We start from the raw sequence: 25,418 nt of genomic DNA on the forward strand, positions 1-25,418 counted from the left end.
TAGCCCGAGTAGTGAAAGCAGGAACCGCGATCTTACCGCTTTACGGTTATGCCGCGATTAACGGCAGCGGCGGATTGTATGCTTCGCGGCAATTCGACTGGGTCGTTAATGTGGTGCTAATCGGCACGAAATACGATGCCTGTATTCGCCAGGCGTCGAACCGGCCCGTGGGGCCGGCGCCATGCGCAGGAAAGCACACCACCATGACTGTCACGCTCGGCCCGCTTGCCTTGCCCGCGCAACTGCTGGTCACGTTCGCAACGATCATCCTCGGTTCAGCCATCGGCAACCGGGTAGCCGCCAGGAGCGGCGTGAAGGCCGAGGGCTCGCTCTGGCTGATCATCGCCGGGGCGATTCTGGTCGCCCGCATTGTCTTTGTTGCCCGTTACTGGCCTCTGTACGCGGAAGAGCCCTGGCGGTTGCCCGACCTGCGCGACGGTGGGCTGGCGCCCATCGCAGGCTTCGCGGCTGCCATCGTCATTGGCGCCATCCTGGCATGGCGCAGGGCCGAGCAGCGCGCCGCGATCCTCACCGCCCTGTGTGCCGGCATCTTCATCTGGATCGGTGGGAGCGGGCTGATTCACGCGACCACCGGGCGCCATGCCCTCCCCGAGGTGATGCTGACGGATCTGGACGGACGCGCAGTTCCATTGTCCGCGTTTGCGGGCAAGCCCATGGTGGTGAACCTGTGGGCCAGCTGGTGTCCGCCTTGCAGGCGAGAAATGCCCGCCCTGGGCAAGGCGCAGCGCGAAGCGAGCGACCTGACCTTCGTATTCGTCAACCAGGGCGAGGACAGCGCCAAGGTGCGCGCCTACCTGAAGGCCGAGGGCCTGCCGCTGCGCAACGTGGTGCTCGACCCCGGCGGCGCACTCGCCAAGGCAGCCGGCGCCCCGGGCCTGCCGACCACGCTTTTCGTCGACGCCGACGGAATCCTGGTCGACAAGCGGATGGGAGAGGTATCGAGCGCCACGCTGGCCGAACACCTGGCGGTCCTGCGCAGCAAGCGCTGAGCCGCAAACACAACGGAGCGACATCAATGAACGACATGAGAATGCGTATGGTTTCCTTATCCCGGACGGTATCCGGACTGCACCAGTGGCTGGGGGCGATTCTGCTGGCCCAGCTTGCCGCAGTGCTGCTTGCAGCCTCCGGCGGCGCGGCGGCGGCCGACGACGATTTCCTGCCCCCCGAGCAGGCGTTCCGCTTCGCCGCCACCATGGTCGACGGACAGACGGCCGAAGTGCGTTTCGACATCGCGCCCGGCTACTACATGTACCGCGAGCGCTTCGCATTCGACGCCGGGCAGACCCGGCTCGGACAGCCTGCCTTCCCGGCTGGCGAGAAGCATTTCGACGAGACCTTCCAGAAGGAGATGGAGACCTACCGGGGCTCAGTCAGGGTGCGCATTCCCGTGGACGGGAACGGAAGCTTCACCTTGAAGACCACTTCGCAGGGCTGCTCCGACAAGGGCTTGTGCTACCCGCCGATGGCATCGACCGCGGTCCTGTCCGCTGGCGGGGGGCCGGGGGCGTCCACGAGCGCCGCCGCGGCGCCGGCAAGCCAGGGCCCGGCAGCTGCCGCGCCGGAGGGCGCGCTGTCGAACGACGACGAGAGCGGACGCATCGAGCGGGCATTGAGCAGCCGCGAACTGGCGGTCATCGTGCCGATGTTCCTGCTGCTGGGCTTCGGCTTGTCGTTCACCCCCTGCGTGCTGCCGATGCTGCCGATCCTTTCATCGATCATCGTCGGCGACAAGGGTTCTGCGTCGCGCCTGCGGGGCCTGGCGCTGTCAGTGTCGTATTCGCTCGGCATGGCGATCGTGTACACCGCGATGGGCGTGGCGGCGGGCCTCGCGGGCGAAGGACTGGCGGCGGCACTGCAGAATGCCTGGGTGCTGGGCGCGTTCGCCATCCTGATGGTCGTGCTGGCCTTGCCGATGTTCGGCGTGTTCGAGCTGCAGATGCCGGCGGTGATCCAGTCGCGCCTGGCGGGGGCGTCCAACCGGCAAGGGGCGGGCACCCACGCCGGTGTGTTCGCAATGGGCGCCATCTCGGCGCTGATCGTCGGGCCCTGCGTCGCCGCGCCGCTCGCGGGCGCGCTCGTGTACATCAGCCAGACCAAAGATGCCTTCATCGGCGGCAGCGCGCTGTTCGCCATGGCTGCCGGCATGAGCGTGCCGCTGCTGCTGGTCGGGGCCTCGGCGGGCACACTGCTGCCGCGCGCCGGTGCCTGGATGGTTGGCGTCAAGCGCTTCTTCGGCGTACTGATGCTCGGTACCGCCTTTTGGATCGCAGCGCCGGTCCTGCCTTCACGGGCCCTGATGCTGGGATGGGGCCTGCTGGGCGCCGGCTATGCGGCGTCGCTGCTGCTGCCACGACCGCGCCGGCCGTTCGCGGTAGCGGCCGGCCTGGTCGCCGGGGTGCTCGGCCTGACCCAGCTGGCAGGGCTGGCCGCCGGCGGCAGCGATCCATTGGCGCCGTTCGCTACGGCCGAGGCGCATGGAGAGACTCCGTTCCAGCGCGTCCGTTCGGTCGAGGAGCTCGACGCCATCCTGGCCAGGAGTCCCGGCAAGACCGTCATGCTCGACTTCTACGCCGACTGGTGCGTGTCCTGCAAGGAGATGGAGCGTTTCACCTTTTCCGATCCCCGGGTGCAGGAACGCTTTGGCCGGATGCTCCTCCTCCAGGCCGACGTGACCGCCAACAATGCGGCCGACCAGGCCCTGCTCAAGCGATTCGGCCTGTTCGGGCCACCAGGAATCATCTTCTTCAGCCCTGACGGCCGCGAACTCGGCGGCACCCGGGTGATCGGCTACGAGGATGCCGATGCCTTCCTCGCTTCGCTGCGCAAGGCCGAGGCCGCGCAAACGGGCGCCCAACCTTGAATAACACCTTCCCCATTGGAGACAACATGCAGGCTTACAAACTCGCGCTTCCAGCCACGGTCATCGCCGCTCTCGCAGCAGCATTCATCAACACGGGGGCGCTTGCCGCCCAGCAGACGCCGCCGGCGCTCGCGCGCGCCGTCGACGCCGGCGTGAAGGTGGTGAAGCAGTTCCCGGCGGCCTCCGGGCTCACAGGCTGGGTGCTGTCCCAGGGAGCACGTCATTCGCTGGTGTACACCACGGCGGACGGCAAGACCCTGGTTGCGGGAGCGCTGATCGACGAGCGCGGACAGAACCTGTCGGCCCAGCACGAAGACATGTACATTCCCAAGCCGGATTTCGCAGCCGCTTACGCGCAGCTGGAGAAATCGGCCTTCATCGCCGAGGGCAGCATCAAGAATCCGAAGAGCGTCATCTACGCCTTCGTCGACCCGAATTGCCCATATTGCCACTTCATGTGGCGCGCAGTGCAGCCATACGAAGCGGCAGGGCTGCAGGTGCGCTGGATTCCGGTCGCGACGCTCGGGCCCACCAGCATGCCGAAAGCGATCGAAGTACTGGCAGCGCCTGACAAAACCGCAGCGTTCCGGCGCATGGAGGAAAACCACGGCAAGCCGTGGAAGCCGGACGCAGGCAAGACCGAGCAGTCGCACCCGTCGGTGGCGGCGTCGATCCGCCGTAACGGAGAGCTGATGGATGCCTTCGGCATAGGCGGTACCCCTGGCGTGGTCTGGCGTGACAAGCAGGGCAAGGTCCAGGTGAAGAGCGGGATGCCGCGTCTGTCGGAGCTTCCGTCCATCACGGGCTTGCCCGAACAACGGGTGACCGACCCGGCACTGGCCAAATTCAAGTGATGCAGCAAGGTGTGAGAAGGCATCCGTTCCCAATGAAAGCAGGGCTTCATATGGATTAACGGATCCTGCGCCGCCGTGCGCTGCATTTGATCCCTCATCAGTCGATTCAGCCTGTTTCTTCTATCGAAGACGCGGGCTGAACGCGTTAGTGCATGCTTGCCACGGTCTGTTGCGCAGTAGCACCAACTATTGAACCGAAACGAGCATTCACCATAATTTCCTTATGGAATCTTAAGTTTCCTAGGATAATTTTCCTAACTGCTGCGCATACAGTCGACCAGAAATCAAATGAGGAACGGATGAAACTTCGGAACAAGATGGCCTTGTGCATGGCCATTGTCTTTGTGTTATTTGCGATCGCATTGGCCGTCGCGATCTCGGGAATGCGCGATGCGACAGCGCGATTCGGCAACTTTGTGGACCACGACCAGGCTTTCCTGGCCGAGGCGAACACGATGTACGCGCAAGGCCTGCAGATGGGGCAGGCGCTGCGCAATGTTGTCCTCGCACCGGATAACGAAACCGGCTACAAGAACCTGGCGGCTGCGCGCAAGGACTTTGGCAGAGCTCTGAAATCCGCCCGTGCACTTGCAGGTAAGGATGGCGCTGCAGATACGGCGCTCACCAGGCTGGAAACCTTGCAACAGCAGCGCGCAGACGTACAGGACCGCATCCTTGGACTCGTGAAAACCGATGCCGCTTCCAGCGTCGTCATCCTGAATGGCGAGGAAACCCCGGTGTGGCGCGAAATGCGCGGCGAACTGCTGAAGATCCTGAAGGAGAAGAACGCGGCGGCGGAAAAGGTCAAGACCGAATTGGTCACGCGTACCCAGACCATGTTCCTGGCCAGCCTGGCGCTCGCCGCCTTCGCCATCGTCGCCGGCGGCGCCGTCGCGTTCTGGCTCACCCGCAGCATCACCCGCCAGCTTGGCGGCGAACCGGACTATGCCGCGAGCATCGCGGGTTCGATCGCGGCCGGCGACCTGACCGTGCAAATCGCCCTCGACGACGAGCGCAACCAGACGAGTCTGATGTTCGCGATGCGCCAGATGCAGCACAGCCTGGCGACCCTGGTGCAGAAGGTTCGCGACGGTACCGACACGATCACGACCGCGTCAGGCGAGATCGCCGCGGGCAACCTGGACCTGTCGGCGCGCACCGAAGAGCAGGCCAGTTCGCTCGAGGAGACGGCGGCCTCGATGGAGGAACTCACCAGTACCGTGCAGCAGAATACCGAGAGCGTCCGGCATGCCAACGAACTGGCCACGACGGCGTCGGAAGTCGCGCTGAAGGGCGGTCAGGTTGTCGAGGAGGTAGTCGGCACGATGGGCGCGATCAACGAGGCCGCCAAGCGCATCGCCGACATCATCGGCGTCATCGACGGGATCGCATTCCAGACCAATATCCTGGCGCTGAATGCGGCGGTGGAAGCAGCACGCGCGGGCGAGCAGGGACGCGGTTTCGCGGTCGTCGCATCCGAGGTCCGCAACCTGGCGCAGCGCAGCGCCGCGGCGGCCAAGGAAATCAAGGCGCTGATCGGCGATTCGGTGGGCAAGGTCGATGCGGGTAGCAAGCTCGTCAATGTTGCGGGCGATACCATGACGGAGGTCGTCGCCAGTGTGAAGCGCGTCACCGACATCATGGCCGAGATCACGCTCGCCGGACAGGAACAGAGTGCCGGGATCGCGCAGGTCAACCAGGCCATCGCGCAAATGGACCAGGTAACCCAGCAGAATGCGGCGCTCGTCGAAGAAGCCGCCGCGGCAGCCGACTCGATGCAGGCGCAGGCGCAGGAGCTGCTGGCGGTCGTCAGCACCTTCAAGCTCGCCGCGGAGCCAGCTGCGCACTCGCAGCGCCTGGACGGCGGCGGCTCGCATACGCGCCGTCTCGCACTGCCAGCGATGGCGGGGTAGTCGGTCGGTGCGGGTTCCGCCGGCCACTGGTCAGCGCTTGCCCGCAGGTGCTGCGAGGATCTCCAGGCGCCTGTCGAGGCCGTCACGGTCGAGTTCACCCATGTGGCGCAGGACCAGGCGGCCATCCTTGCCGTAGAAGAGCGTCGTCGGCATGGCAAACGATCCGGTACGGCGGCCAAGCTCCCGGGGGCGGTCGGTCAGCACGTTGTCGAGATCGAGCTTTTGCTGCGCCAGGAACGCCCCGATCGTCGCCGCGTCCTCGCCTTCATTGACGAAGACGAAGGTGATGCCGGGGTGGCGCTTCTGGGCATCCTGCAGCGCCGGCATCTCGCGCCGGCACGGCGGACACCATGTGGCCCACAGGTTGACCACCATCGGCTTGTCCGTCAGGGTCCGTAGTTGCACCGGTGTGCCGTCGAGCCGGCGCAGTTCGACCAGGGGCACCGGCGTGCTGGGCGGTCCGAAATCGAGCATGGCGATGGCGCCGCCGATCCAGACCACGCCCGCGCTCAGGACCGCGGCGAAGACCGGCCGGCGCGGCGTGTTCGTCCTGGCAGTCAGGTGCGCGCCGAGCATGAATGCCACCAGCACGCCGGCCGTGTCCGAGAATCCACCGTCGCTGACATCCAGAATCGAGAGCGGCTCGGCGGCATATTCCGGCGCATTCTGGAGGATGAACGTGATCCGGGCGGCGACCAGCCCTCCCAGGATCGTCTTCCACACGACCGGCCAGCTGTTCCAGCCACGCCTGCGCTGGTACCACCAGCTCACTGCAGCGCTGGCCAGGATGGCCAGCGCCGGTATTGCCCACCTGCCTACGTCGAATTCGTCCACCACTCCTCCTGAAGGGACAGTCCGGCAGGACCGTCATGCAGCGGCCGTGTCATGGCTCGGGGACCGCTTGCCAGGGCATGCTAAAGCTTGCGGATTAATGCAGCATTAGCAAGCGCGCGGCAGTATTGTGGTGGTGGTGGCGGCGCGCGCCAGGAACCTCATCGGCGCTCTATACTGCGGCATCCGGGGCACCTGCACCCTCATCGTCATCAGGAGAATCTGCATGATCTTCCGCCAACTGTTTGAGCCCTTGTCCAGCACTTACACCTATCTGATCGGCTGTTCGGAAACCGGGCAAGCGGTATTGATCGATCCCGTGATCGTGACCATCGATCGTGACCTGGAGGAGCTTCGGCGCCTGGGGCTGACACTTGCATACAGCATCGACACCCATGTCCACGCCGACCACATCACGGCGGCGCTGGAACTGAAGAACAAGGTGGGCAGCAGGATTGCAGCGCCAGCAGCGGAACGCGTTGACTGCGCGGATGTTCAACTGGAAGAGGGGACGCCATTCAGAGTCGGTTCCATGGAATTCCAGCCCCTTCACACGCCGGGCCATACGTCGGGGCATTTCGCCTACGTGTTCGGGGACCGCGTCTTCACGGGCGACGCCCTGTTGATCGAAGCTTGCGGGCGCACCGACTTCCAGCAGGGCGACTCGGATGCGCTCTATCACAGCGTGCGTGGAAAGCTCTTCACGCTACCCGATGAAACGCTCGTCTATCCGGCGCACGATTATCAGAAGAGGTGGGTGTCTTCCGTCATGCAGGAGAAGGAGCGCAATCCGCGCCTTGGTGCAGACCGCTCGATCGAGGAGTTCCGGTAGATCATGGCGGGGCTCAAGCTGCCGTACCCTAAATTTATCGATTATGCGGTTCCCGGCAATAAGCAATGCGGCGTGTGTCCGGCTGATCTGCCGGAAAACCTCGGCAAGTACTGCCAGCAGATGACGGAGAGTCCGCAAGGATAGTCCGTCGATGGCGACGAGCAGCAGGTTCACTCCGGCATGCGCGGGTGTTTCTGTATCTGCGCCAGCGGAATGTCCGCGTCAAGGTCGGCGGGCGGCGGCGAATCGCCACTGCGTTCGATTCATCCGCCGCCCAGCGCCCGGTACAGGCCCGCCATCGCGGCCAAGCGCTGCTGCTGTACGGCGATCAGCGCGATCTCGGCGTTGTACAGGTCGGTCCTGGCGCTGAGCACGCCCAGATAGTCGCTGCTGCCGCTGCGATACGACATTTCCGCCAGTTGCAGGCGCCGCCGCTGTGCCGCGACGTTGCCGCGCCGTGCTTCCAGCTCGGTGTCGAAGGTCCCGCGTGCGGCAAGACCGTCGGCGACTTCGCGGAACGCGGTCTGCACGGTCTTGCGGTACTGTGCGACCGCCATGTCGCGCCCGATGCGTGCGCTGTCCAGGTCGGCCTGACGCGCGCCGCTGTCGTACAGCGGCAGTGCCAGGTCGGATGCAAACGACCAGGCGCCGGTGCCGGCGCTGGCCAGCCTGCCCAGCGAGCTGCTGGCGCTACCCGCCGCGGCCGTCAGCGAAATGCGCGGGAAGAAGGCGGCGCGCGCAGCGCCGATGTTCGCATACTGCGCGCGCAGCAAGGCTTCCGCCTGGCGCACGTCCGGACGGCGCAGAAGGAGTTCGGACGGCAGTCCCGGCGGGATGTCTGCCAGGAAGTCCTGCCTGGACAAGCTCCTGGCCGGGGGCAGGGCGGCCGGCAGTGCCTGGCCGATCAATGCTGCAAGACTGTTTCCGCCTGCGCGAGCAGCCGCTGCTTGGCCGCGTGGCTTGCCAACGCCTGATGCACGGTCCCTTGCGCCAGACTTGCGTCAAGTTCAGAGGCGGCGCCCGTATCGTAGCGCAGCCTGACGATACGGTAGATTCGCGGGCCGCTTGCAGCGTTGCCTCGGCGGCCTCTAGTTGCTCTCCGTAGGACAGTAGCGGCAGATTTTGTTCGGCCACTTGCGACACCACCAGGATGTGCATTGCCTCGCGGACGTAGGCGCTGGCCAGATACCGTTCTTGCGCGGCCTCAGCATGTTCCAGACACGTCCGAACAGGTCGAGCTCCCGGGTGGCCTCGATGCCGGCCGTTTGGCCGTGGCTGAGCGCCCGGACGCCTGCAGCTCCTGCGCGCTCGTCCGGCGGGGTCCTTTCTTGGCGCCCGACATGCCGAGGGCAGCTTGCGGCCACGCTGCCGCTTGCTGCCTCTCCAGGGCCGCACGTGACTGGGCGACGTGCCGTAGCGCCAGGCGCAGGTCCTGGCTGCCGTCGAGAGCAATGCGTACCAGTGCGCCTAGGCGCTGGTCGGACAGGAGTCGATACCGCACGAAACTGACTACGGGTTGGAGTGGATTCGACATTATAGAAGTAATGTCATATTTTCAGAGGAGGGCGCCGGTTTCGTTACGTTTTACGTAGTATTACGGGACTACGAAAAGGGGGGTATATGCTCGAGAATAGGCAAAGCACAGCCTCTATGCAGGCTGACATTGATTGCCTGCGTGATCGGTTTCCACGCACTGCGGATCTCTATAGGGAAGCTTGTGCCGTTATGTTCTTCAGGTACGGCGTGACTCCAACAACGAACGCTCTCTATCAGCTTGTTCGGAAAGGGAGTATGTCTGTTCCAAGCGAAGCATTGAAAAGGTTTTGGAGTGACTTGCGTGAACGGGCAAGGGTCGACCTTCAGCATGCGGACTTGCCCGATCAGGTAAAGCAGTCGGGCGGCCAGCTGATCGGTGAGATCTGGGCGCTAGCCCAAAAGGCTGCTGACGAGTCGATCATTGTATTGCGGCAGAGCGCAATGGTCGAACGCGACGCTGCCCTGGCCGAAAAGGACCGTCTGGAAGATGACATCGCTCAACTGTCTGCCCAGCTCAAGGACGGCCGCGATCAAATAGCAGCAGCTGAGGGGACGATCGTAAAACAGCGGGATGAACTTGGCGCGGCAGCAGCAGCCCAGCAAGAAACGGACTTGAGACTGAATGAGGCTAGAGCTGACATTGAAACGTTGCGCGACCAGATAAGTTCGATGTTAAGAGAGCGCGCGGCGGAGATCGAGAAATTAACTGACCGCATCCTTCAAGCTGAGCAGCGTTACACCGATCTGGCGAAAAGAACCCTGGTTGACCTGGACAAAGAGCGAACTGCGGCGACGAAACTGCAGAAGCAACTCGACGCCGAGCGCCGGACGTTCGCGTCCCGCATTGAAGAAATCCAGTCCGAGGCACAGCGGGCTCAGTTTCAGCTTGCCCGACAAGGCCAAGAGCTCAGCGCCTATATGACTAAGGCGGAACTACTTGCCGACGAGCGAGACCGAGCGGCTAGCCAGACCATGAGAACCGCATTTCAGTGCGGGGAACTGGAGAGCCAGCTCGCTGCAGAGCGAGCAAAGGTTGCTGAGTTGCGTGAACAACTCGAGCGATTCGCCAGCACATCGAAACCAAGCAGGCGGGAGCCGCGCTCGACGCCTGTAATCCCTCGCCAGCGGCGTCGACCCGGCAGCAAACAAGACAAATAGATTGCTAGCGTTGAACGAAGTTCGATACCGATCGAAACAGCAGACTGGCTGCGAGCTTGGAGTAGGCGGTGTAGCGTTTGCTCTCGGAATTCGCGCGCTCGAGGTGTACTTCTGACCGCTTTAGACGAGCTCAGGCTGCTTCTCGTTTTGGCCGAGCCCTGTAAAGCGATTTCATCTTCTGCTTCGCTTCTTCTCGAGTCAGAACAACGGCTTCACCGGCATCAGTAAAGTAGACGGGTATCTCGACATCATCTTCGACGTATAGCCGAATATTCAAAACCGATGTCCAGCGCAAAGTGTTGACTTTCTCCTTGCGGTAAGGCTCAAGTAGGGAAATCTCAACAATTTTAAGTAACTTGTTGCCGTTGCAAGTGCGGCAGAACTGTAGTACGTCGCGAGGATCCCAGAGGATCGTCGTCTGTTGGACCCAGCGACGCTCTTCTTTAAATGCGTAGGTGATGAACACGTAGAGCATACCTAGGCTTAGCGTAGCTGCACGCCAGGTCGCGATCCCTGGCCCCATCGAAAACATGGGCGCCTCATGTGCTTTGTCTGTAGTAATCACTTGAATGCCTCTGCAGTACGAAATGAACACTATAGATTGTAGTCCTAAAGTGTTCGCCATGAGTACATCGTGCATTTTATGCGGAGGTGCTCGTGGGGTTGCTCAAACAATTTGGAACAGGACTGCAGAAGGCGAGGAAGAGTCGAGGTCTGACACAAGAGGATTTTTCGGTAGTTTCGAGTCGAACCTATCTCAGCAGCCTGGAACGCGGGATCAAAGCCCCTACGATTACAAAGATCGACGACATCGCAGCGGTGCTGGGTGTACATCCGTTGTCTCTCGTTGCGTTCGCGTATCTGCCGAAGGACATTGCGGAGCGAAAGAAACTTTTTTCTCAGGTAATAGCTGACCTGAAATCGTTCGAAGATTAGGACGACAGTTGCGATTCGCGGTAAGCAAACGTATGGGATTCTGGATGGCTCGAAAGGCAGCAGTCCCGCCGTACTGCAAGAGAATCGAACGCAAATGAGGATCCTTGCAGGGTGGCATGGCAGTCGGCTGGTATCCCGGCCATACTTCCGACGCATGCGCGTATTACCTAACGGTTACCGCAAAAATCGGGACTGCACGACGAGTTACGTAAAGCTCGCCGGTAAAACCAAGAAAGCCACAGGTTAGACCGCTATGAGCCTAGGATGAAGCACAGGCGGCAAGATACGAAGTAAAACTTGGACACCTATGCGACGCGGCAGACTTCAAACAATTAGTTCCGAAAACTTCCACGATTTACTTCGGAGCGCTGCTATATAGCAAAGACCGAACTACTGGCCGACGAACGCGACCGAGCCGCCCGCCAGGCTGCGGAAAGCGCGCACCAGAGTGCGGAGCTGGGTAGCCAGCTTGCCGCCGAGCGCGCCAGGGTGACTGAGCTTCGCGGACGGCTTGAGCGAACAGCGCCGAAATCGGAATCGGCCAGCGAGGAGTTGGGTTTGGCACGGGCAGCGCGTCGTCAGCGGCGACCCTCACGAAGCAAGCCAGACAAATAGGCCAGGCCTGACGCCAGCGGCCCGAGTCCCACACGCCGATCCGCGAGCTGCAGCCAGTTGTCTCGTCTGTCATCACTGAACATCCGACGCGATTCCGTATCCATAAATACTTCCGTTGTACCTAAAGCTATTGACGTGATGAGTAGGCCATGAAGATTTACCTAAACATATAGACTCGACGGGGAAAACGGGGCTTTGACGCCGAGTCGGTAGATTAAGGTGCCCCGAGTACGGAGTTTTAGGTACGAGCGCTCCGAGAGCGTAGATCAGAAAGACGGCGATGACGGCCAGTGCGTACTTCGCATAATCTATATTATGTTAAATGCGCTATGTGGCCACCAACGCAAGACCTATCAAAACCGGGGCACCCACTCCACAGCGTCCATTCGCGTGCCATCCTCCACCTATCGACCACCATCCACTACGCGGTCCAGATCGCCGCCGACGCATCGTCCGCCGCCTTCACCGCACGTGCTCCGGTTGCGTCGGAGACTGCTTCATACGTCCGCAGTTCGTCCAGCATCGTCGCCAATCCCCGTTCGAGACACGCCTCCACCAGCGCGTCGTCCGTGTAGCAGCCATAAGGATCGACCAGCCGATAAAAGCCGTCCGTCATGATCAGCAGGCTCGTTCCCGGTTCCAGGTCAACGCTCCGTACGCGCGCCTGGAAAGCACAGTTCGGACGCAGGCACAGGACGGTCGGCCCCGGCTGGGTGTTCTGGAACGCGCGTCGCGCACGCAGCATCGGCAGCATGCGCTCGCGCCGTCGTTCGGGATCGCTGACGCCTTCAGCGCGCAGTTGCGCGATCTCGGCCTGCAGTACGGCGTCCTGCGGATTCACGAACGGATCGAGATCGATGCAGCCGCCAGCGGCCGTGTGCAGCAGACTCGTGCAGTCGCCCAGGCTGTATAACGCGGCGCGCTGGACGCCGTCCCGAACGTCGATGCGTATCCAGGTCATGGCTGCGATCGGCCACGCATACAGCGGCATCGCGCTATGTCCAGCAATCTGCTCGAACCGGGCGCCGACCGCGCCGATCGCGGCATGTACGCTTTCCTGCTGGCCGCGCCCGGGCGCCAGTTCCTGTTCCAGCGCCGCCGTGATTGCGTGCACGAACCAGGTCACGTCGCCATGGACAGGATCGAGGTAATCACGTTCGGCCACCGAGGTGCCGCCATCGATCACAAGGATGTCAGTGGCGCCGGCATGATCGAAGACGGCCACATGGTAGTAATTGCGGCGTGACGTTGCTCCTGCAGAGATGTGCACGATCTTCATCGGATGTGGCCGGTTCTTGATGTGTCGGGGACTCTACCCGCGCCGGGAGCGGAAGACAAGCACTCCGACCCCGCCTCACTTATAACTCGACAATATATATGCTAATGTCGAGTTAAATTCCTGCCTCAAACAGCCGCCAGGAAAGTCGCGTCTGCCGTCACCGCCTCGTTGCATCAACACCTTCTCTCCAAGCTCCCGCCTCCCAGCATGGCAGTTGATCCCGGCCAGAGACGGTTCATCGAACATGCTAAGCTGATCCGGAACATCCCGTCTAGCACCTCTTCCCAAACTGCATCTTGACCTGACGCATCAAACTGATCAGGAGGAACAAATGCAACGTGGAACACTTGGGACCGCCTCCGCCGCGCGCTGCTCGGCCGATCCACTCGACGGTGCTCTCGGCGTCGTCCATGGCGCCGGCAGCATCAGCGGCAACCGCCCCTACCGCAAGCCCGGTATCCGTATGGTGACGCCCGCCGTTGCCGACAACGAGGGCTGCAGCACCACTGCGAAGCACAACGTCACCGTCTGACGCGCGGCGCAAGGCCGCACGCCGGCCGCAGTCCGGCCGCGAATACCACATCGAAACAGGAGGATCCCATGCAAGCGAACACCAATGCCGCCCAGTCCAGTCGCCACCACTGCCGCAGCCGCATGCGCAGGCTGCGCTATCCGGTCGCGATCCTGTGCCTGTCGATGTCGACAGCGCTGAGCGCCGGTCCCCTTCCCCCTCCGCCCAACGTTCTCTATCGGATCGTCCCGCTGGCCCCGGACGCCTCTCCCAACGTCGACATCAATGCCAAGGGCCAGGTGGCGTTCAGCGAGTACGTCGCGCTTTTCGTCCACAACGCCAGGATGTACGATGGCGTCCAGGTACGCAAGCTCGGTTCGCTGGTCGGCGACAGTAACACTATCTACACCACCGCTGTCGCGCTGAACGATCTGGGACAAGTGACCGGCCTGTCCTTCCTGGCGCCGATGGGTAACGGATACCATGCCTACCGCTGGAGCGCGTGGAGCGGGATGGTCAACCTGAGCCCTCCTGGCCTGCTCGCCTCGGAAGGAATTGCGATCAACAACCTGGGCATGGTCGCGGGTAATGCGCGGCATTCCCTGGACACCGAGGAACGCGCCTTTCGCTGGATTCCCGGTCTCGGCATGCGCGATCTGGGTTCGCTGAACGCCTACTCCAACGTGACCGCGATGAACGATGCCGGCGTCGTGGTCGGCCTCAGCGATGCGGCGCCGACAATGGGCTGGAGCTATACCGTCCCGACACGATGGACGCTGGCGCCGGTACCGCAGCCTCTTCTTTCGAACCAGTTCCCGTGGTCAAGTGCTATGGACATCAACGCGGCAGGGCACATCGTCGGCCACGGCCTGTTTGCACCCAACCCATCCAATTCACGTTCCTCCTTCTTCTGGATGCCCCGCAAAGGCGCGATCGATCTGCGGGTGCCTGGCGACTCCTGGGCCGTGAAAATGAACGACAAGGACATGGTGGTTGGAGAGACCGCGACCGGCCCGGGCAACGTGGTCGGGTTCGTGTGGACCCCGAAAAACGGTCCGCTCCTGCTTGGAAACCCAGGCACCGACCAGTCGACTGGCCGCGACGTCAACAAGCACGGCCAGGTCGTGGGCCGGTTCAACTCCCGCGCCTTCGTCTGGACCCGTGCCGCGGGCCTGGTCGACCTGAATACCCGTCTCAGGGACGCGCCGGACGGGTTTGAACTGGACGAGGCACACGCCATTTCGGATAACGGTTCGATCGTCGCCAGCACCACTACCGGGGCCCTGGTGCTGCTGGTGCCGGGCGCTTGCGCCAAGGCGGCACCGGTAATCGGGACCATCAAGAGCCTCGGCGCGGCACGGCCCGGCGCCCTGCTGACGTTTGCGGCAGCGTTCAGGGACAGCGACCTGCGCGATGCCCACACAGCAAGCTGGTCGTGGGGCGACGGGAACACCAGCGCCGGCAGTGTCGCCGCGGCGCGCGGCAGCGGCGGCGTCAGCGGACAACATACTTACCGCACGCCGGGCGTGTACCAGGTCCGCCTGACGGTGAGCGACAGCGGGGGCGAGCGCAGCGTGGCGCAGTCGACGGTTGTCGTGGGCCAGTCCGGCATCGTGCTCGCCGGCGATGGCCGATTCTGGTCGCCACGCGGCGCGTCGCGGCTCGCGTCCCACGATCCCGGCATCGCCCGCTTCTCTTTCCGCTCCGCGGGCGACGCCTCCGACGGTGGCGGCAAGGCCGCGATCCGCTTCAGCGCGCCGGGCATCGAATTCGACAGCGGCGGCTACGACGCCCTGGCCCACGATCCGGCAGGCGTGCGCTATGAAGGTAGCGGGGTGCTGAATGGACGGCATGGCCACCGCTTCGTCCTGAGCGTGGTGCGCGACGCGGCAACTGCCGATGCCGGCCGCATCCACGTGCGCATCACGCACCGCGACGCCGTGACCGGGGCCGATGTGCTCGATTACGACAATGCGGTTGTCGACGCGAGCGCGGCAGCCGGCTCACCTGGCGCGCCGCTCATCGCCGGCAGCAAGGTGAGCCTGGGTGCAGACTGAGGATCAATGCGCCGGTGCCCCGCCGGCGCCCTTCGGCCGGCCAGCCGCCACCAGCCATTGTTCGAACTGCGGCGCCGGGATCGGCCGCGCATGAAGGAAGCCCTGGGCCATATCGCAGCCGTGGGCCAGCAGGAAGGCCTGCTCGGCCTCGGTCTCGACGCCTTCGGCCACTACCAACAGGCGCAGGCTGCGCGCCATGGCCAGCGCGGCCACCACCAGGCCGGCGCGTTCGGCGTCGGTGTCGACGTCGGTCACCAGCGATTTATCCACCTTGAGTTCGTCGGGCTTCAGGCGGCTGATGTAGCCCAGCGACGAATAACCGGTGCCGAAATCGTCGATCGCCACCAGCACGCCCAGGGTTTTCAGCGCCGCCAGGGTGGCGCGAGTCTGCTCGGTGTCGGCCAGCTGGCTCTGTTCGGTAATCTCGACGCACAGGCGACCCGCGTCCAGCCCGGTGGCGCGCAGCGCCGCTTCCACCACCGGCACCAGGCGGCCGGATTTGAACTGGGCCGGCGTCACGTTTACGCCCATGCGCAGCCCGGGCCCGCCGTCGGCGTTCCAGAGCGCGGCCTGGCGACAGGATTCGAGGATGGTCCAGGCGCCGATTTCTTCTCCCATCGAGGATTCCTCGAGCATCGGCAGGAACAGGTCGGGCAGCAGGAGGCCCAGCTCGGGGTGGTGCCAGCGCAGCAGCGCTTCGGCGGCGGCCGGGCGGCCGTCGGCCAGGGTCACGATCGGCTGGTAGAACATCTCCAGTTCGCCGCGCTCGAGGGCGGTGCGCAGGCCGGCGCCCAGCCGCACCCGCATCTCCATGCGCGCCGTGAGTTCGGGCCGGTAGAACTGCACGTTGTTGCGCCCTTCTCCCTTGGCCTGGTACAGGGCGCTGTCGGCAAAGCGCAGCAGCGTGCGGAAATCCTGGGCGTCGTCGGGGAACAGGCTCACCCCCATGCTGACCGCCAGGCGCACCTCGTGACCGTTGACATGCAGCGGGCGGCCGCATTCGCGCCGCAGCTTGTCGGTCAGCGCGATCACGTCGCGCGCATCGGACACCTCGGACAGCACCACGACGAACTCGTCTCCGCCCAGGCGCCCGACGATATCGATCGCGCGCACGCTATGGGCCAGGCGGCTCGCCAGCTCCTTGAGCACCACGTCGCCGGTCTCGTGCCCATAGGTGTCGTTGATGTGCTTGAAGTAATCGAGGTCGATGAAGACCACCGCCAGGCGCGATCCGCGGCGGCGCGCCACGGCCAGCTCGCGCTCGACCTGCTCGCTCAGCATCGCGCGGTTGGCGACGCCGGTGAGGGCGTCGTGGTGGGCCAGGTGGGCCAGCTCTTCCTCGGCCCGCTTGCGCTCGGTGACGTCGTTCACCTGGATCAGAAAATGCTGCGGCTCGTGGTTGGCCGGCAGCAAGGTGGCCGACACCAGGGCCCAGACCGTGTGGCCATCTTTCGGCCGGTAGCGCCGCTCGTACTGCACCGCGTCGCTGCGCCCTGCCAGCAGGTCTTGCTGGTACTCGCGTTCGATTGCATTGTCGCCGCTGTCGCCGAAGGCATCCTGGACGGCCCCCACCAGCGCGTCGGCCGGCACGCCCAGCAGGCGGCACATGGCGCGGTTGACGCGCACTTAGCGGTTGTCGCGCCCCACCAGCGCCAGGCCCAGCGGCGCATTGTCGAAGGCGCTGCGAAAGCGCTGTTCGCTGTGCAACAGGCGCAGCTCGGCCGCCACGCGTTCGCGCTCGTCGTCCAGCACAATTGCCGTGCCCATCGGGTGGGCGCGCTCGTCGCAGATCGGGCCCGCCGAATAGTCGACGGGGATGCGCTGGCCGGCGCCGGTCACCAGCATCGCCGCCCCGCTGCGCGCCAGGCAATCGTGGTGCGCCAGGCCGACCGTGGCGCCGGCATCGTCTTCCAGGCGCACGACCTCGGCGGCGCTGCGTCCGCGCAGGACCTCGGTGCCGAGCAGGTGTTCGGCCGCCGGATTGGCCAGGCCGACCAGGCCGTCGGCATCAAGGGCGATAACGGCATCGCCCACCCCGTGCAGCACCGAACTGAGCCATCGCTCCTTGTCGCGCAGCGCGCGCTCGACCTCGGCCTTGCGCAGCGCGACCTCGATCACCGCCCGCAGCTCACGTCCCTGGAACGGCTTGGTCAGATAACCGTAGGGCATGGCAGCGGCGGCGCGGTCGACGGTCTGGTCGTCGCTGTAGGCGGTCAGGAACAGGATCGGGATCTGCAGCTCGGCGCCGATGGCCGCCGCCGCGGCGATGCCATCCATGTCGCCCTTGAGCACCACGTCCATCAGCACCAGGTCGGGCCGGTCGGCGCGCGCCCGCACGATGGCGTCGCGGCCGTTGTCGACGCAGCCGCAGACCCGGTAGCCCATGTCGCGCAACTGGCCCGCGATGTCCATGGCGACCACGGCTTCGTCCTCGACCACCAGCAAGGTCGGTGCGTCCTGCGCGGCGCCGGGGATGGATTGCAGCATACCGGTTCCTGGGTTGATCTGGGCCTATTCTGGCGCCGCGGCCTGGGTGGCCAGCGCCTGCCGGGACAGGGCATCCGTCGCGTTGGCGGCGCTGGGCCTGCCGTTGGCCCCGGCGTGGAAGACGAGCATGATGCAGGCGCCGTTGCGGTTCTCGAACACGAGCCTGGCATGCAATTGCTCGCTCAAGGCAGTAACTAATCTGAGACCAAGCGTTTGGGGAGAAGTTCGATCGGCGTCGAGCGGCAGACCGATGCCGTCGTCCTGGACCGTCAAGCGCAGCGTTTGCTCATCGGTACCGGCGTCCTCCCCGACCTCGGGCCTGAGCGTCACCCGGATCGTGCCGCGCCGCCCTTCCGGGAAAGCGTGCTTGAGGCTGTTCGAAACGAGTTCGTTGAGCAGCAAGCCCAGCGGCACAGCGAGGTCCAGGCCGACGTCGACCGGCGCCACCTCGAGCGCCAGCACGATGCCGCGGCGGTCGGCCGCGCCGGCGCTCGCCAGCTGGTCGCACAGCTCGCCCACGTACTCGTCGAGGCGGATGGTGCCAAGCGTGCGCGACTAATATAGGCGCTCGTGCACCAGCGACATGGCGCGGACGCGATTGGCGGCCTCGAACAAGGCTCGCTGGGCATGGCCGTCCGTGAGCGTGCGCGCCTGCAGGTTGAACAGGCTGATGATGAGCTGCAGATTGTTCTTGACCCGGTGGTACAGTTCCTTGAGCAGGGTGTTCTTGTCTTCCAGCGTCTGGCGCAGTGCTTCCTCCTGTTCCCAGCCGGCGCTGACGTCGCGCACGGTCACGATCAGGAGCGCGCGTTCGGGCAGCGGATTGGCCATGGCGTCCGCCGCGAAGGCGATCCCGTCATGGCGCAGGCCGCGCAGGTGGGTGGTGCCGGCCATGCCGCTCCTGGCCGGGGCCTTGCGCATGCGCTCGTACACCGAGGCCGGCGTCTCCCCGCTTTCCACCAGCAGCGCATCCAGCGCCAGCCCTTCCAGCGCGCCGGCGGCGTAGCCGAACATGCGCTCGACCTGGACGTTGGCGCGCGTCACCCGGCCATCGTGCCCGACCAGCAGGATGCCGTCCGGCGTTTCTTCGAAGATTCCGCGCAGGAAGGCTTCGCTGCGCTCCACTGCGCGCTTGGCTTCGCGCAGGATCCGTTCGGCGTGCTCGGCCTCGTCGCGCTGGATGGTGCGCTCGCGCAGCAGCGCGGCGGTCTGGACCAGCGCATGGCCGACGTCCAGCGCTTCGTCCAGCGGCAGCGGCGGCAACACCACCTGTTCGCCGTGGCCCAGGGCGACGGCGGGATGCACCAGTCCGCGCAGCGCCGCCTCGATGCGGGTGCCGATCAGCGCTACCAGGCCGGCGCCCAGCGCCAGCAATCCGCAACCGCCCACCACGATCCATTCCAGCGCGCGCCACAGGCTGGCATTGAGCACGCTGCGCTGCAGGGCGATGGCCACCGTCCAGTCGGACAGCGAGGAATGGCTGAACACGGTCACCAGGCCGGCCTCGTCCGCACCGGGCTCGTCGACCGTGCCTTCCGGTCCCAGCGTGAAGCCGGCGGCCAGCGCCGAGCTGGCGCGTTGGCCGACCTCGGCGCGCCTGGCGCGGCTGCTCCACACGATGCGGGCCTTGCCGTCGTAGATGGTGACGGTGGCGCCCGGCGGGGCCTGCTGGCGCTCGAGGATGGCGCCCAGGCGCTCGCCGAAGTACTGCATCGACAGCACGTAACGGACCTGGCCGCCACGCACCACCGGCACGTCGACGCTGCTGAGCAGGCGGTTCACGGTGGGCCCGAGGTACAGGTCCGACACCATGGGACGGCCGGTCGCGAATACGCTGCGGATCTGGCCGGCATTGCCGTGGCGTGGCAGCGGTGCGCCGAACGGCAGGCCGGTATTGATCACCTGGCGCAGACCTGGATCGGACGCCACCAGCACATTACCCGGACGCGAGTGCAGCACCTCGATCGCCTGGGCGTGGAAGGCACGCAGGTCGTGGGCGTCCAGGCTGGGCGAGGTCGCCAGCGCCTGGAGCGCGGCCCGCGCGCTGCTCAGCTCGCGGTCGATGGCCTGCATCAGCGCCCGCGACACGTCCTGGGAGGCGCGCTCGATGCCGGCCCGCTCGCGTCCGTACGAATGCAGGAACAGCGCGACCACGGCGATCGTGGTCGGGACGATGAAGGCCGCCAGCAGCAGGGCCAGCCATTGACGGATGGTCGGGGCGCGGCGGTGGAAGTTGTACGGGGCGATCGGTGAGCCCTCCTGACGCCCTCACCCTACGCCGCCCCGCCTTCCGATACAAGCAGGGTCAGCGGTTCTGGTAGCCGCCAAACTGGCGCACCGGACTCCAGGCCGGCGACACCGCCGGCAGTGCTGGGGACAGCTTTTCGAACGGGCCGGCGCCGTACACGACCTGCCCGTTCACCACCGTCAGCACGCTTTCCAGGTCCTTGATTTTCTCGACGTCCATCGTGAAATAATCCTGCGGCAGCACGGCGAAGTCGGCGTATTGACCTTCGACCAGCCGGCCCTTGACCTCTTCTTCACCGCTCATCCAGGCGCTGCCCCGCGTCATGAGCTGGAGCGCTTCGTGGCGCGTCAGCACATCTTTCGCCTGCCAGGTCGCGAGGCCGCCGGCGGTCTTGCCCGTCACTGCCCAGTAGATCGACGGCCAGGGGCCATAGCTGCTCACCCGCGTGCCGTCGGTGCCCAGGCCCACCGGCAGGCCGAGCTCGAGCATCTTGCGGATCGGCGGCAGTTGCCGGGTCTGGGCGCCGTAGCGTTCCCGGTAGGCTTCGCCCTGGAAGTACAGGCGATTCTGTACCGCCACGCCGCCGCCCAGCGCCTTGATGCGTTTCAGTTGGTCGTCGGTGACCGTCTCGGCGTGGTCGACGATCCAGCGCAGGCCGGCCAGGGGCGTGCTGCGGTTGACCTTTTCGATCACGGCCAGGTCGCGCTCGATGCTTTCGCCATAGGTGGCGTGGATGCGGAACGGCCAGCGGTTCTTCCCCAGCAGGGTGACCACGCGTTCCAGCTCATCTTCCATATGGTGCGGCAGGTCGGGACGCGGCTCCAGGAAGTTCTCGAAGTCGGCCGCGCTCGAGACCAGGTTCTCGCCGGCGCCTTCGGTGGTAAAACCGTTGGCGTAGAACAGGTGGTCGTTGCGGTTCGGCTTGGTCATCGCGATCCAGCGCTGGTAGTCTTCCAGCTCCTTGCCGGCCTTCTGGGCGAACAGGTAATAGGCGGTGCGCACACTGAGCTTGCCCTCTTTCGCCAGCTCGATCGTCACGCCATAGTCGTCCGGATAGGCCTGGCCGCCACCGCCGGCATCGACGGCGCTGGTCATCCCCAGGCGGTTCAGGTCACGGTAGAAGTGCAAGGTCGAGTTGCGCTGGTCGGCGCGATCGAGCTTGTTGGTCTTGGCCAGGGTCGAGTACAGGATCATGGCGTTCGGCTTGGCCAGCAGCAGGCCGGTCGGCTTGCCGGCGGCGTCGAGTTCCAGCTCGCCGTCGAGGTATTTTGTCTCCTTGGTATAGCCGAGCGTCTCGATGCCCTTCCGGTTCAGGAACGCCTTGCCATACAAGTACAGGATGAAGACCGGCTTGTCGGGCACCGCGGCATTGATCTCGGCCAGGGTGGGCATGCGCTTCTCTTCGAACTGGTGTTCGCTCCAGCCGCCCACGACCTTGACCCATTGGCCTTCGGGCGTGCGCGCAGCCTGCTCCCTGAGCATTTCCATCGCCCGCTTCAGGCTGCGCACGCCATCCCAGCGCACTTCCATATTGTAGTTGAGGCCCGCGCGGATCACGTGGGTGTGGGAATCGTTCAGGCCCGGGATCACGGTGCGCCCGCCGACGTCGACGACCCGGGTGTCTTTCTGCTTGAGGCGGAGCACGCGCTCGTTGCTGCCGGTGGCGGCGATCTTGCCATCCTTGACCGCCAGCGCCTCGACGAACTCACCCTCGCCGGCCATGGTGGCGATCTTGCCGTTGGTGATGATCAGGTCGGCCTGGGCCTGGGCGGTCGCGGCGGACACTAAACCTGCGGCGAGCAGTGCGAAGGTGAGTTTGTTCATTGCTTGATTCCCTGTTGGTTGGACAGCGTCCAGTATCGGTCGCCATCGCCAATGTTGAAAAGCGGATAATTTTGACGATGGCATTCGAATCCATCGACCGTTCGACCCAGCTTGGGCCCAGGGGTGCGCACGGCAGACGGTGCGCGGTTTGCACGCGATCCTTGGCTGCGTGACAATGGACTTACACGAACTGATCATTCAAAGGATGAGCATGAACATCACGGTCCAGAATACCGTCCCCGATACCGCGCGCATTACCCTGGTCGGCGAGCTGCACGATGGCAGCTTCAAGGCGAAGGTGATGACCGAGACCGCCGTGCCCTACACGCCCTACTGGGACAACCTGCTCGAGCAGCGCATCGTCTATATCCAGCCCGACGACGAGCAGCTGGGCTCGATCGTAACGGCGCTGAACGAACGCCGTCTGTCACTCGACGAGTTGCAGAATTACGGCAGCTCGGACGGCGGAACCTCGTCGATCCCGGTCTGAGCCTACAGAATGCCTTTGCCGTCCGAGCCGAGGATTTCGTCGTGGCGTTCCTTGTCGGTCTTGTGCAGATAGCCGGCGGTGGTGGCGATATTGGCGTGGCCGGCCGTGTCTTGCAGGGTCTTGAGCTGCACCCCACTATTGGCGTGATTGGTCAGCATGCTATGGCGTAGCCAGTGCGGCGACGCCTGGCGCAGCATGGACGCGCTATCGCCGTCTCCCCGGGCCGCCGCCTCGCTGGCAGCCTGCTGGAAGATCGCCTTCAGCGCCTCGGAGGCCGCCTCGTCGGTGACGCGCACATGGTCGCGCGTGCGGCTCGACAGCACCAGCGGCATATGGTCGCCACGGCTGGTCTGCTCCAGCAGGCCGAAGGCGCGCCGGTAGTCGCGGTAGGCGGCCAGCGTGGCCGGCGGCACCGGCAACCGGCGCGGCTTGTTGCCCTTGCCCAGCACGTCCAGCCACCAGCGGCCATCGCCCTCGCTATAGATCGAACCCATGCGGGCACTCACGATCTCGTTGAGGCGCGCGCCGGTCTGGGCGAAGGCGATCAGCAAAAACCGATCACGGGCGCGCTGGCGCGCCGCGGCCTCGGAATCGGCGTCGCGCGCCTCGGCCGCGGCCAGCGCATAGGCCAGCGCGGCCGGCGTCAGGTAGCGCGTGATGCGGCCGGCATGCGGCGCCCGCACATTGCGTACCAGGCGTGCCGGGTTGCGGCGCAGATAGCCGGTGTGCTCGGCGAAGGCCAGCAGGCCCTTGATGGCGATCATCGACTGGCGCCGGCTGGTGTCGGATAGCGGGCCGGAGAACGGGCGATAGCGCGGATCGTTGCGCGGCCACTTGGTCGTGCACACCCATTCCGGCGGCGGGTTGCGGATGAATTCCTTGTAGGCGTTGAGGTCGGCCACGTTCATCTGCTGAAAGGTCTTTTTCGCTTCTTCGCGGCACCAGGTCAGGAAGCGGTACAGCTCCTTCTGCAGGTTGGCGATCGACTTGGGGCTCAGCTCGCCGTGCGAGATATATTCGCGCGCCAGTTCGGCGTCGTTGCGGGCCGACGTGACGGGTTCGTCATGTACGCCGGAGAAGATCCCTGCGTCCGGGCGACTCGCCGCCGCCCGGTCTGGATGTTCGGTGGGCAGTGGCTCGAGGTCGATCGGCAGGAAGGCGGGCATGGGACGAAATGGCAATGACTGTATGGATATACAGTATAGCACCGGCCATCCGGATTGCGGAAGCTTCATGCTTGAGGCTGCTCGAATATCGGCCTTGTGGGCGGCCGAGTCCTACAGCCGCCCGCCCTGCAGGCCGATAGTGAGCGGGCCGAGCCTGCCCGACAATGCGGTATTGATCCCGTCATTTCATACTTCGAGGAGACCCCAATGAACACCGCATCCAACCCAGGCTCAGGCAAGGACGACAGCGTCACCGTAGGCGTCGGCGGCCAGACCAGCGGCCAGCAAGGCGCCACCCCGAGCCACGAGAGCCAGACCGAAACCGGCGGCAACGGCGGCCCGGGACTGACCCGCAACCAGTCCGGCCCCTACGTCAATGCGCCGGACGGCACCGAGGGCGCGGGCGCTACCGATGCCGCGCCGCGGACCGAATCGGTGGACGCTGCCATGACCCATGCCAATCCGGGCGCCCAGGACACCCGGTCCGGCCAGGCCGGTGTGCGGGACACCGGCCTCGGTACGCCTGAGACGGGCAGCAACCAGGACGAGCGGGATCTGCCGCCGGTCCAACCGTAATCAGGTACCTGCGCGCTCGCGCCTGGCCAGCCTGGTCCACCAGACCCAGGACACGATCGCATTGACCCAGAAGCACAGGTAGAGGAAGGCCGTGAGGTGCAGCCCGCGGCTGTAGTACAGCGGCACGGCGATGGTATTGACCAGCAGCCAGACCGGCCAGTTCTCGATACGCCGCTGCATCATCAGAAGCTGGGCGATCACGCTGAAGACCAGCACCGCGGAATCGATGAAGGGCGCGTAGGCATTCGTATAGAAATGGAGCAAGGCGCCGTAGGCGGCCGTGGCGGCGATCCCGGCCGGGATCATCCATGCCAGGCTGCGCCAGCCGGCGTGGGTAATCGGCAGCGGCGCCCCATCATTCCCATGAAGCCAGCGCCACCAGCCCAGCACCCCGGTACCGACGAAGAACATCTGCAGCACGACGTCGGCATATAAACGGTTCTGGGCGAACAGCACGCCGAACAGCGTGCAGCCGACGATACCGGTCCACCAGGTGTGGACGTTGTTGCGGCCGGCCAGCAGGATGGCGGCGGCCGTGAAGGCGTTGGCCGCCAGTTCGAGCGGGCTGGTCATCATGTGCGCTCCAGGATTCGGGAGCGCTACTGTAAGGCACGCGCATGCCCTACTGCAAGAATTACAGCTTGATGGTCCCGTGCTCGCCGTCCACGTCAGGCTGGGTGCCGGTCACGGCCGCCTTGGCCATGGCGAACAGGCGCACCATCTTGCTGTCGTTCGAGTCCCAGTACTCGGCGGCGTGCGGGTCGACCCGCACCAGCACCGCGTGCTGGTCTCCCGGGCCGGCCGGGAACCAGGCTTGCACCATCGGGTTCCAACGCGCCTCGACCTGCGCGCGGTCGACGACCCGCTCGGCGCGGCCGCTGACCGAGACATAGGTGCTGTTGTCGTTGTCGGCGAAGCTGACGTTGACTTCCGGCTGGTGCGCGATGCTGTCCCACAATTCGGTCGTGGAGTTGACGAAGAACCAGATGCCGCCTTCGGCATCGACGTCCTGCTTGGTCATCGGCTGGCTGACCAGGTGGTCGTACTGGTCACGGAAGGTGAACATGGCGAAGCGCATCGAGCCGATTCGGTCGGCGAGCGCGGCTGCGTGGTGGCGGTCTGCGGTCATGGTATGTCCTTGATGGGTGACTAAAACCCCATCCTAACGTACCTCGGGGCCGCTTTTCGGTGCGGGGCCGTACAGTGACGACCGAGCTGGAC

The 25,418-nt window shown here is 64.9% G+C and carries 22 protein-coding genes and 1 pseudogene; 11 read left to right on the top strand and 12 right to left on the bottom strand.

Features of this window, described 5'->3' with window-relative positions; all coding sequences use genetic code 11:
- The first annotated feature begins 203 nt into the window (after nt 1–203).
- From FVD38_RS14020 to FVD38_RS27150, 4 genes are all read left to right on the top strand, one after another.
- The gene (locus FVD38_RS14020; protein WP_147935381.1) at nt 204–1,010 is read left to right on the top strand and encodes a TlpA disulfide reductase family protein; all 807 of its coding nucleotides are present in this window, start codon (nt 204–206) and stop codon (nt 1,008–1,010) included.
- Between the two features lie 47 nt (nt 1,011–1,057).
- The gene (dsbD, locus tag FVD38_RS14025; RefSeq protein ID WP_147935382.1) at nt 1,058–2,884 is read left to right on the top strand and encodes a protein-disulfide reductase DsbD; all 1,827 of its coding nucleotides are present in this window, start codon (nt 1,058–1,060) and stop codon (nt 2,882–2,884) included.
- Nucleotides 2,885–2,910: 26 nt separating this feature from the next.
- Nucleotides 2,911–3,738 (top strand): thiol:disulfide interchange protein DsbG, encoded by an 828-nt coding sequence (dsbG, locus tag FVD38_RS14030; protein ID WP_147935383.1) that lies wholly within the window; start codon nt 2,911–2,913, stop codon nt 3,736–3,738.
- Nucleotides 3,739–4,055: 317 nt separating this feature from the next.
- On the top strand, nt 4,056–5,651 hold the full coding sequence (locus tag FVD38_RS27150) for a methyl-accepting chemotaxis protein (RefSeq protein WP_308616840.1): 1,596 nt from the start codon (nt 4,056–4,058) through the stop codon (nt 5,649–5,651).
- A 30-nt stretch (nt 5,652–5,681) separates the two neighbouring features.
- On the opposite strand, the gene FVD38_RS14040 is transcribed toward FVD38_RS27150, so the two are convergent.
- The gene (locus FVD38_RS14040; protein ID WP_229493660.1) at nt 5,682–6,485 is read right to left on the bottom strand and encodes a redoxin family protein; all 804 of its coding nucleotides are present in this window, start codon (nt 6,483–6,485) and stop codon (nt 5,682–5,684) included.
- A gap of 223 nt (nt 6,486–6,708) precedes the next feature.
- On the opposite strand from FVD38_RS14040, the gene FVD38_RS14045 reads away from it, so the two are divergent.
- The gene (locus tag FVD38_RS14045) at nt 6,709–7,314 is read left to right on the top strand and encodes an MBL fold metallo-hydrolase (RefSeq protein WP_229493662.1); all 606 of its coding nucleotides are present in this window, start codon (nt 6,709–6,711) and stop codon (nt 7,312–7,314) included.
- Nucleotides 7,315–7,577: 263 nt separating this feature from the next.
- On the opposite strand, the pseudogene FVD38_RS14050 reads toward FVD38_RS14045, so the two are convergent.
- Nucleotides 7,578–8,231, bottom strand: a pseudogene (locus tag FVD38_RS14050) (efflux transporter outer membrane subunit); the annotation flags it as partial.
- Nucleotides 8,232–8,964: 733 nt separating this feature from the next.
- Between FVD38_RS14050 and FVD38_RS14055 the strand changes: the two are divergent.
- Nucleotides 8,965–10,008: a DNA-binding protein gene (locus tag FVD38_RS14055; protein WP_162819330.1), complete on the top strand. Its 1,044-nt coding sequence runs from the start codon at nt 8,965–8,967 to the stop codon at nt 10,006–10,008.
- Between the two features lie 130 nt (nt 10,009–10,138).
- On the opposite strand, the gene FVD38_RS14060 is transcribed toward FVD38_RS14055, so the two are convergent.
- Nucleotides 10,139–10,633 carry a hypothetical protein gene (locus FVD38_RS14060; protein WP_147935386.1) on the bottom strand — a complete coding sequence of 165 codons (495 nt, stop codon included), beginning with the start codon at nt 10,631–10,633 and terminating at the stop codon, nt 10,139–10,141.
- 32 nt (nt 10,634–10,665) lie between these two features.
- Between FVD38_RS14060 and FVD38_RS14065 the strand changes: the two genes are divergently transcribed.
- Nucleotides 10,666–10,944, top strand: a complete 279-nt coding sequence (locus FVD38_RS14065) for a helix-turn-helix domain-containing protein (RefSeq protein WP_184236219.1) — start codon at nt 10,666–10,668, stop codon at nt 10,942–10,944.
- Nucleotides 10,945–11,980: 1,036 nt separating this feature from the next.
- Here FVD38_RS14065 and FVD38_RS14070 read toward each other — a convergent pair.
- Nucleotides 11,981–12,838: a hypothetical protein gene (locus tag FVD38_RS14070; protein ID WP_147935387.1), complete on the bottom strand. Its 858-nt coding sequence runs from the start codon at nt 12,836–12,838 to the stop codon at nt 11,981–11,983.
- Nucleotides 12,839–13,169: 331 nt separating this feature from the next.
- Between FVD38_RS14070 and FVD38_RS14075 the strand changes: the two genes are divergently transcribed.
- On the top strand, nt 13,170–13,370 hold the full coding sequence (locus FVD38_RS14075) for a hypothetical protein (protein ID WP_147935388.1): 201 nt from the start codon (nt 13,170–13,172) through the stop codon (nt 13,368–13,370).
- Between the two features lie 68 nt (nt 13,371–13,438).
- The gene (locus FVD38_RS14080; protein ID WP_147935389.1) at nt 13,439–15,406 is read left to right on the top strand and encodes a PKD domain-containing protein; all 1,968 of its coding nucleotides are present in this window, start codon (nt 13,439–13,441) and stop codon (nt 15,404–15,406) included.
- Nucleotides 15,407–15,409: 3 nt separating this feature from the next.
- Here FVD38_RS14080 and FVD38_RS14085 read toward each other — a convergent pair whose 3' ends face one another.
- The 5 genes from FVD38_RS14085 to FVD38_RS14105 all read right to left on the bottom strand — a co-directional run bounded on the left by FVD38_RS14085 (nt 15,410) and on the right by FVD38_RS14105 (nt 21,965).
- Nucleotides 15,410–17,032, bottom strand: coding sequence for a putative bifunctional diguanylate cyclase/phosphodiesterase (locus FVD38_RS14085; RefSeq protein WP_147935390.1), 1,623 nt, complete (start codon nt 17,030–17,032; stop codon nt 15,410–15,412).
- Nucleotides 17,033–17,893 (bottom strand): response regulator, encoded by an 861-nt coding sequence (locus FVD38_RS14090; protein ID WP_147935391.1) that lies wholly within the window; start codon nt 17,891–17,893, stop codon nt 17,033–17,035.
- A 24-nt stretch (nt 17,894–17,917) separates the two neighbouring features.
- Complete coding sequence (locus FVD38_RS14095; protein ID WP_187271594.1) at nt 17,918–18,412, bottom strand: sensor histidine kinase; 495 nt, start codon at nt 18,410–18,412, stop codon at nt 17,918–17,920.
- 36 nt (nt 18,413–18,448) lie between these two features.
- The gene (locus tag FVD38_RS14100; protein WP_147935393.1) at nt 18,449–20,047 is read right to left on the bottom strand and encodes a sensor histidine kinase; all 1,599 of its coding nucleotides are present in this window, start codon (nt 20,045–20,047) and stop codon (nt 18,449–18,451) included.
- A 151-nt stretch (nt 20,048–20,198) separates the two neighbouring features.
- Nucleotides 20,199–21,965, bottom strand: coding sequence for an amidohydrolase (locus tag FVD38_RS14105; protein WP_147935394.1), 1,767 nt, complete (start codon nt 21,963–21,965; stop codon nt 20,199–20,201).
- A 211-nt stretch (nt 21,966–22,176) separates the two neighbouring features.
- On the opposite strand from FVD38_RS14105, the gene FVD38_RS14110 reads away from it, so the two are divergent.
- A complete protein-coding gene (locus FVD38_RS14110) occupies nt 22,177–22,455 on the top strand; it encodes a hypothetical protein (protein ID WP_147935395.1) in 279 nt (92 codons plus the stop codon).
- A 2-nt stretch (nt 22,456–22,457) separates the two neighbouring features.
- Here the strand turns inward: FVD38_RS14110 and FVD38_RS14115 are convergent, their stop codons facing one another.
- On the bottom strand, nt 22,458–23,621 hold the full coding sequence (locus FVD38_RS14115) for a tyrosine-type recombinase/integrase (RefSeq protein WP_147935396.1): 1,164 nt from the start codon (nt 23,619–23,621) through the stop codon (nt 22,458–22,460).
- Nucleotides 23,622–23,828: 207 nt separating this feature from the next.
- Between FVD38_RS14115 and FVD38_RS14120 the strand changes: the two genes are divergently transcribed.
- Entirely contained in the window at nt 23,829–24,197 is a 369-nt protein-coding gene (locus FVD38_RS14120; RefSeq protein WP_147935397.1) for a hypothetical protein, read from the top strand.
- On the opposite strand, the gene pnuC is transcribed toward FVD38_RS14120, so the two are convergent.
- A complete protein-coding gene (gene pnuC, locus FVD38_RS14125) occupies nt 24,198–24,770 on the bottom strand; it encodes a nicotinamide riboside transporter PnuC (protein ID WP_147935579.1) in 573 nt (190 codons plus the stop codon). It lies immediately after the preceding gene.
- Nucleotides 24,771–24,831: 61 nt separating this feature from the next.
- A complete protein-coding gene (locus tag FVD38_RS14130; protein ID WP_123071074.1) occupies nt 24,832–25,326 on the bottom strand; it encodes a pyridoxamine 5'-phosphate oxidase family protein in 495 nt (164 codons plus the stop codon).
- Between the last annotated feature and the right edge of the window lie 92 nt (nt 25,327–25,418).

Source organism: Massilia arenae, from assembly GCF_008014745.1.
Lineage (GTDB): Bacteria > Pseudomonadota > Gammaproteobacteria > Burkholderiales > Burkholderiaceae_D > Telluria > Telluria arenae.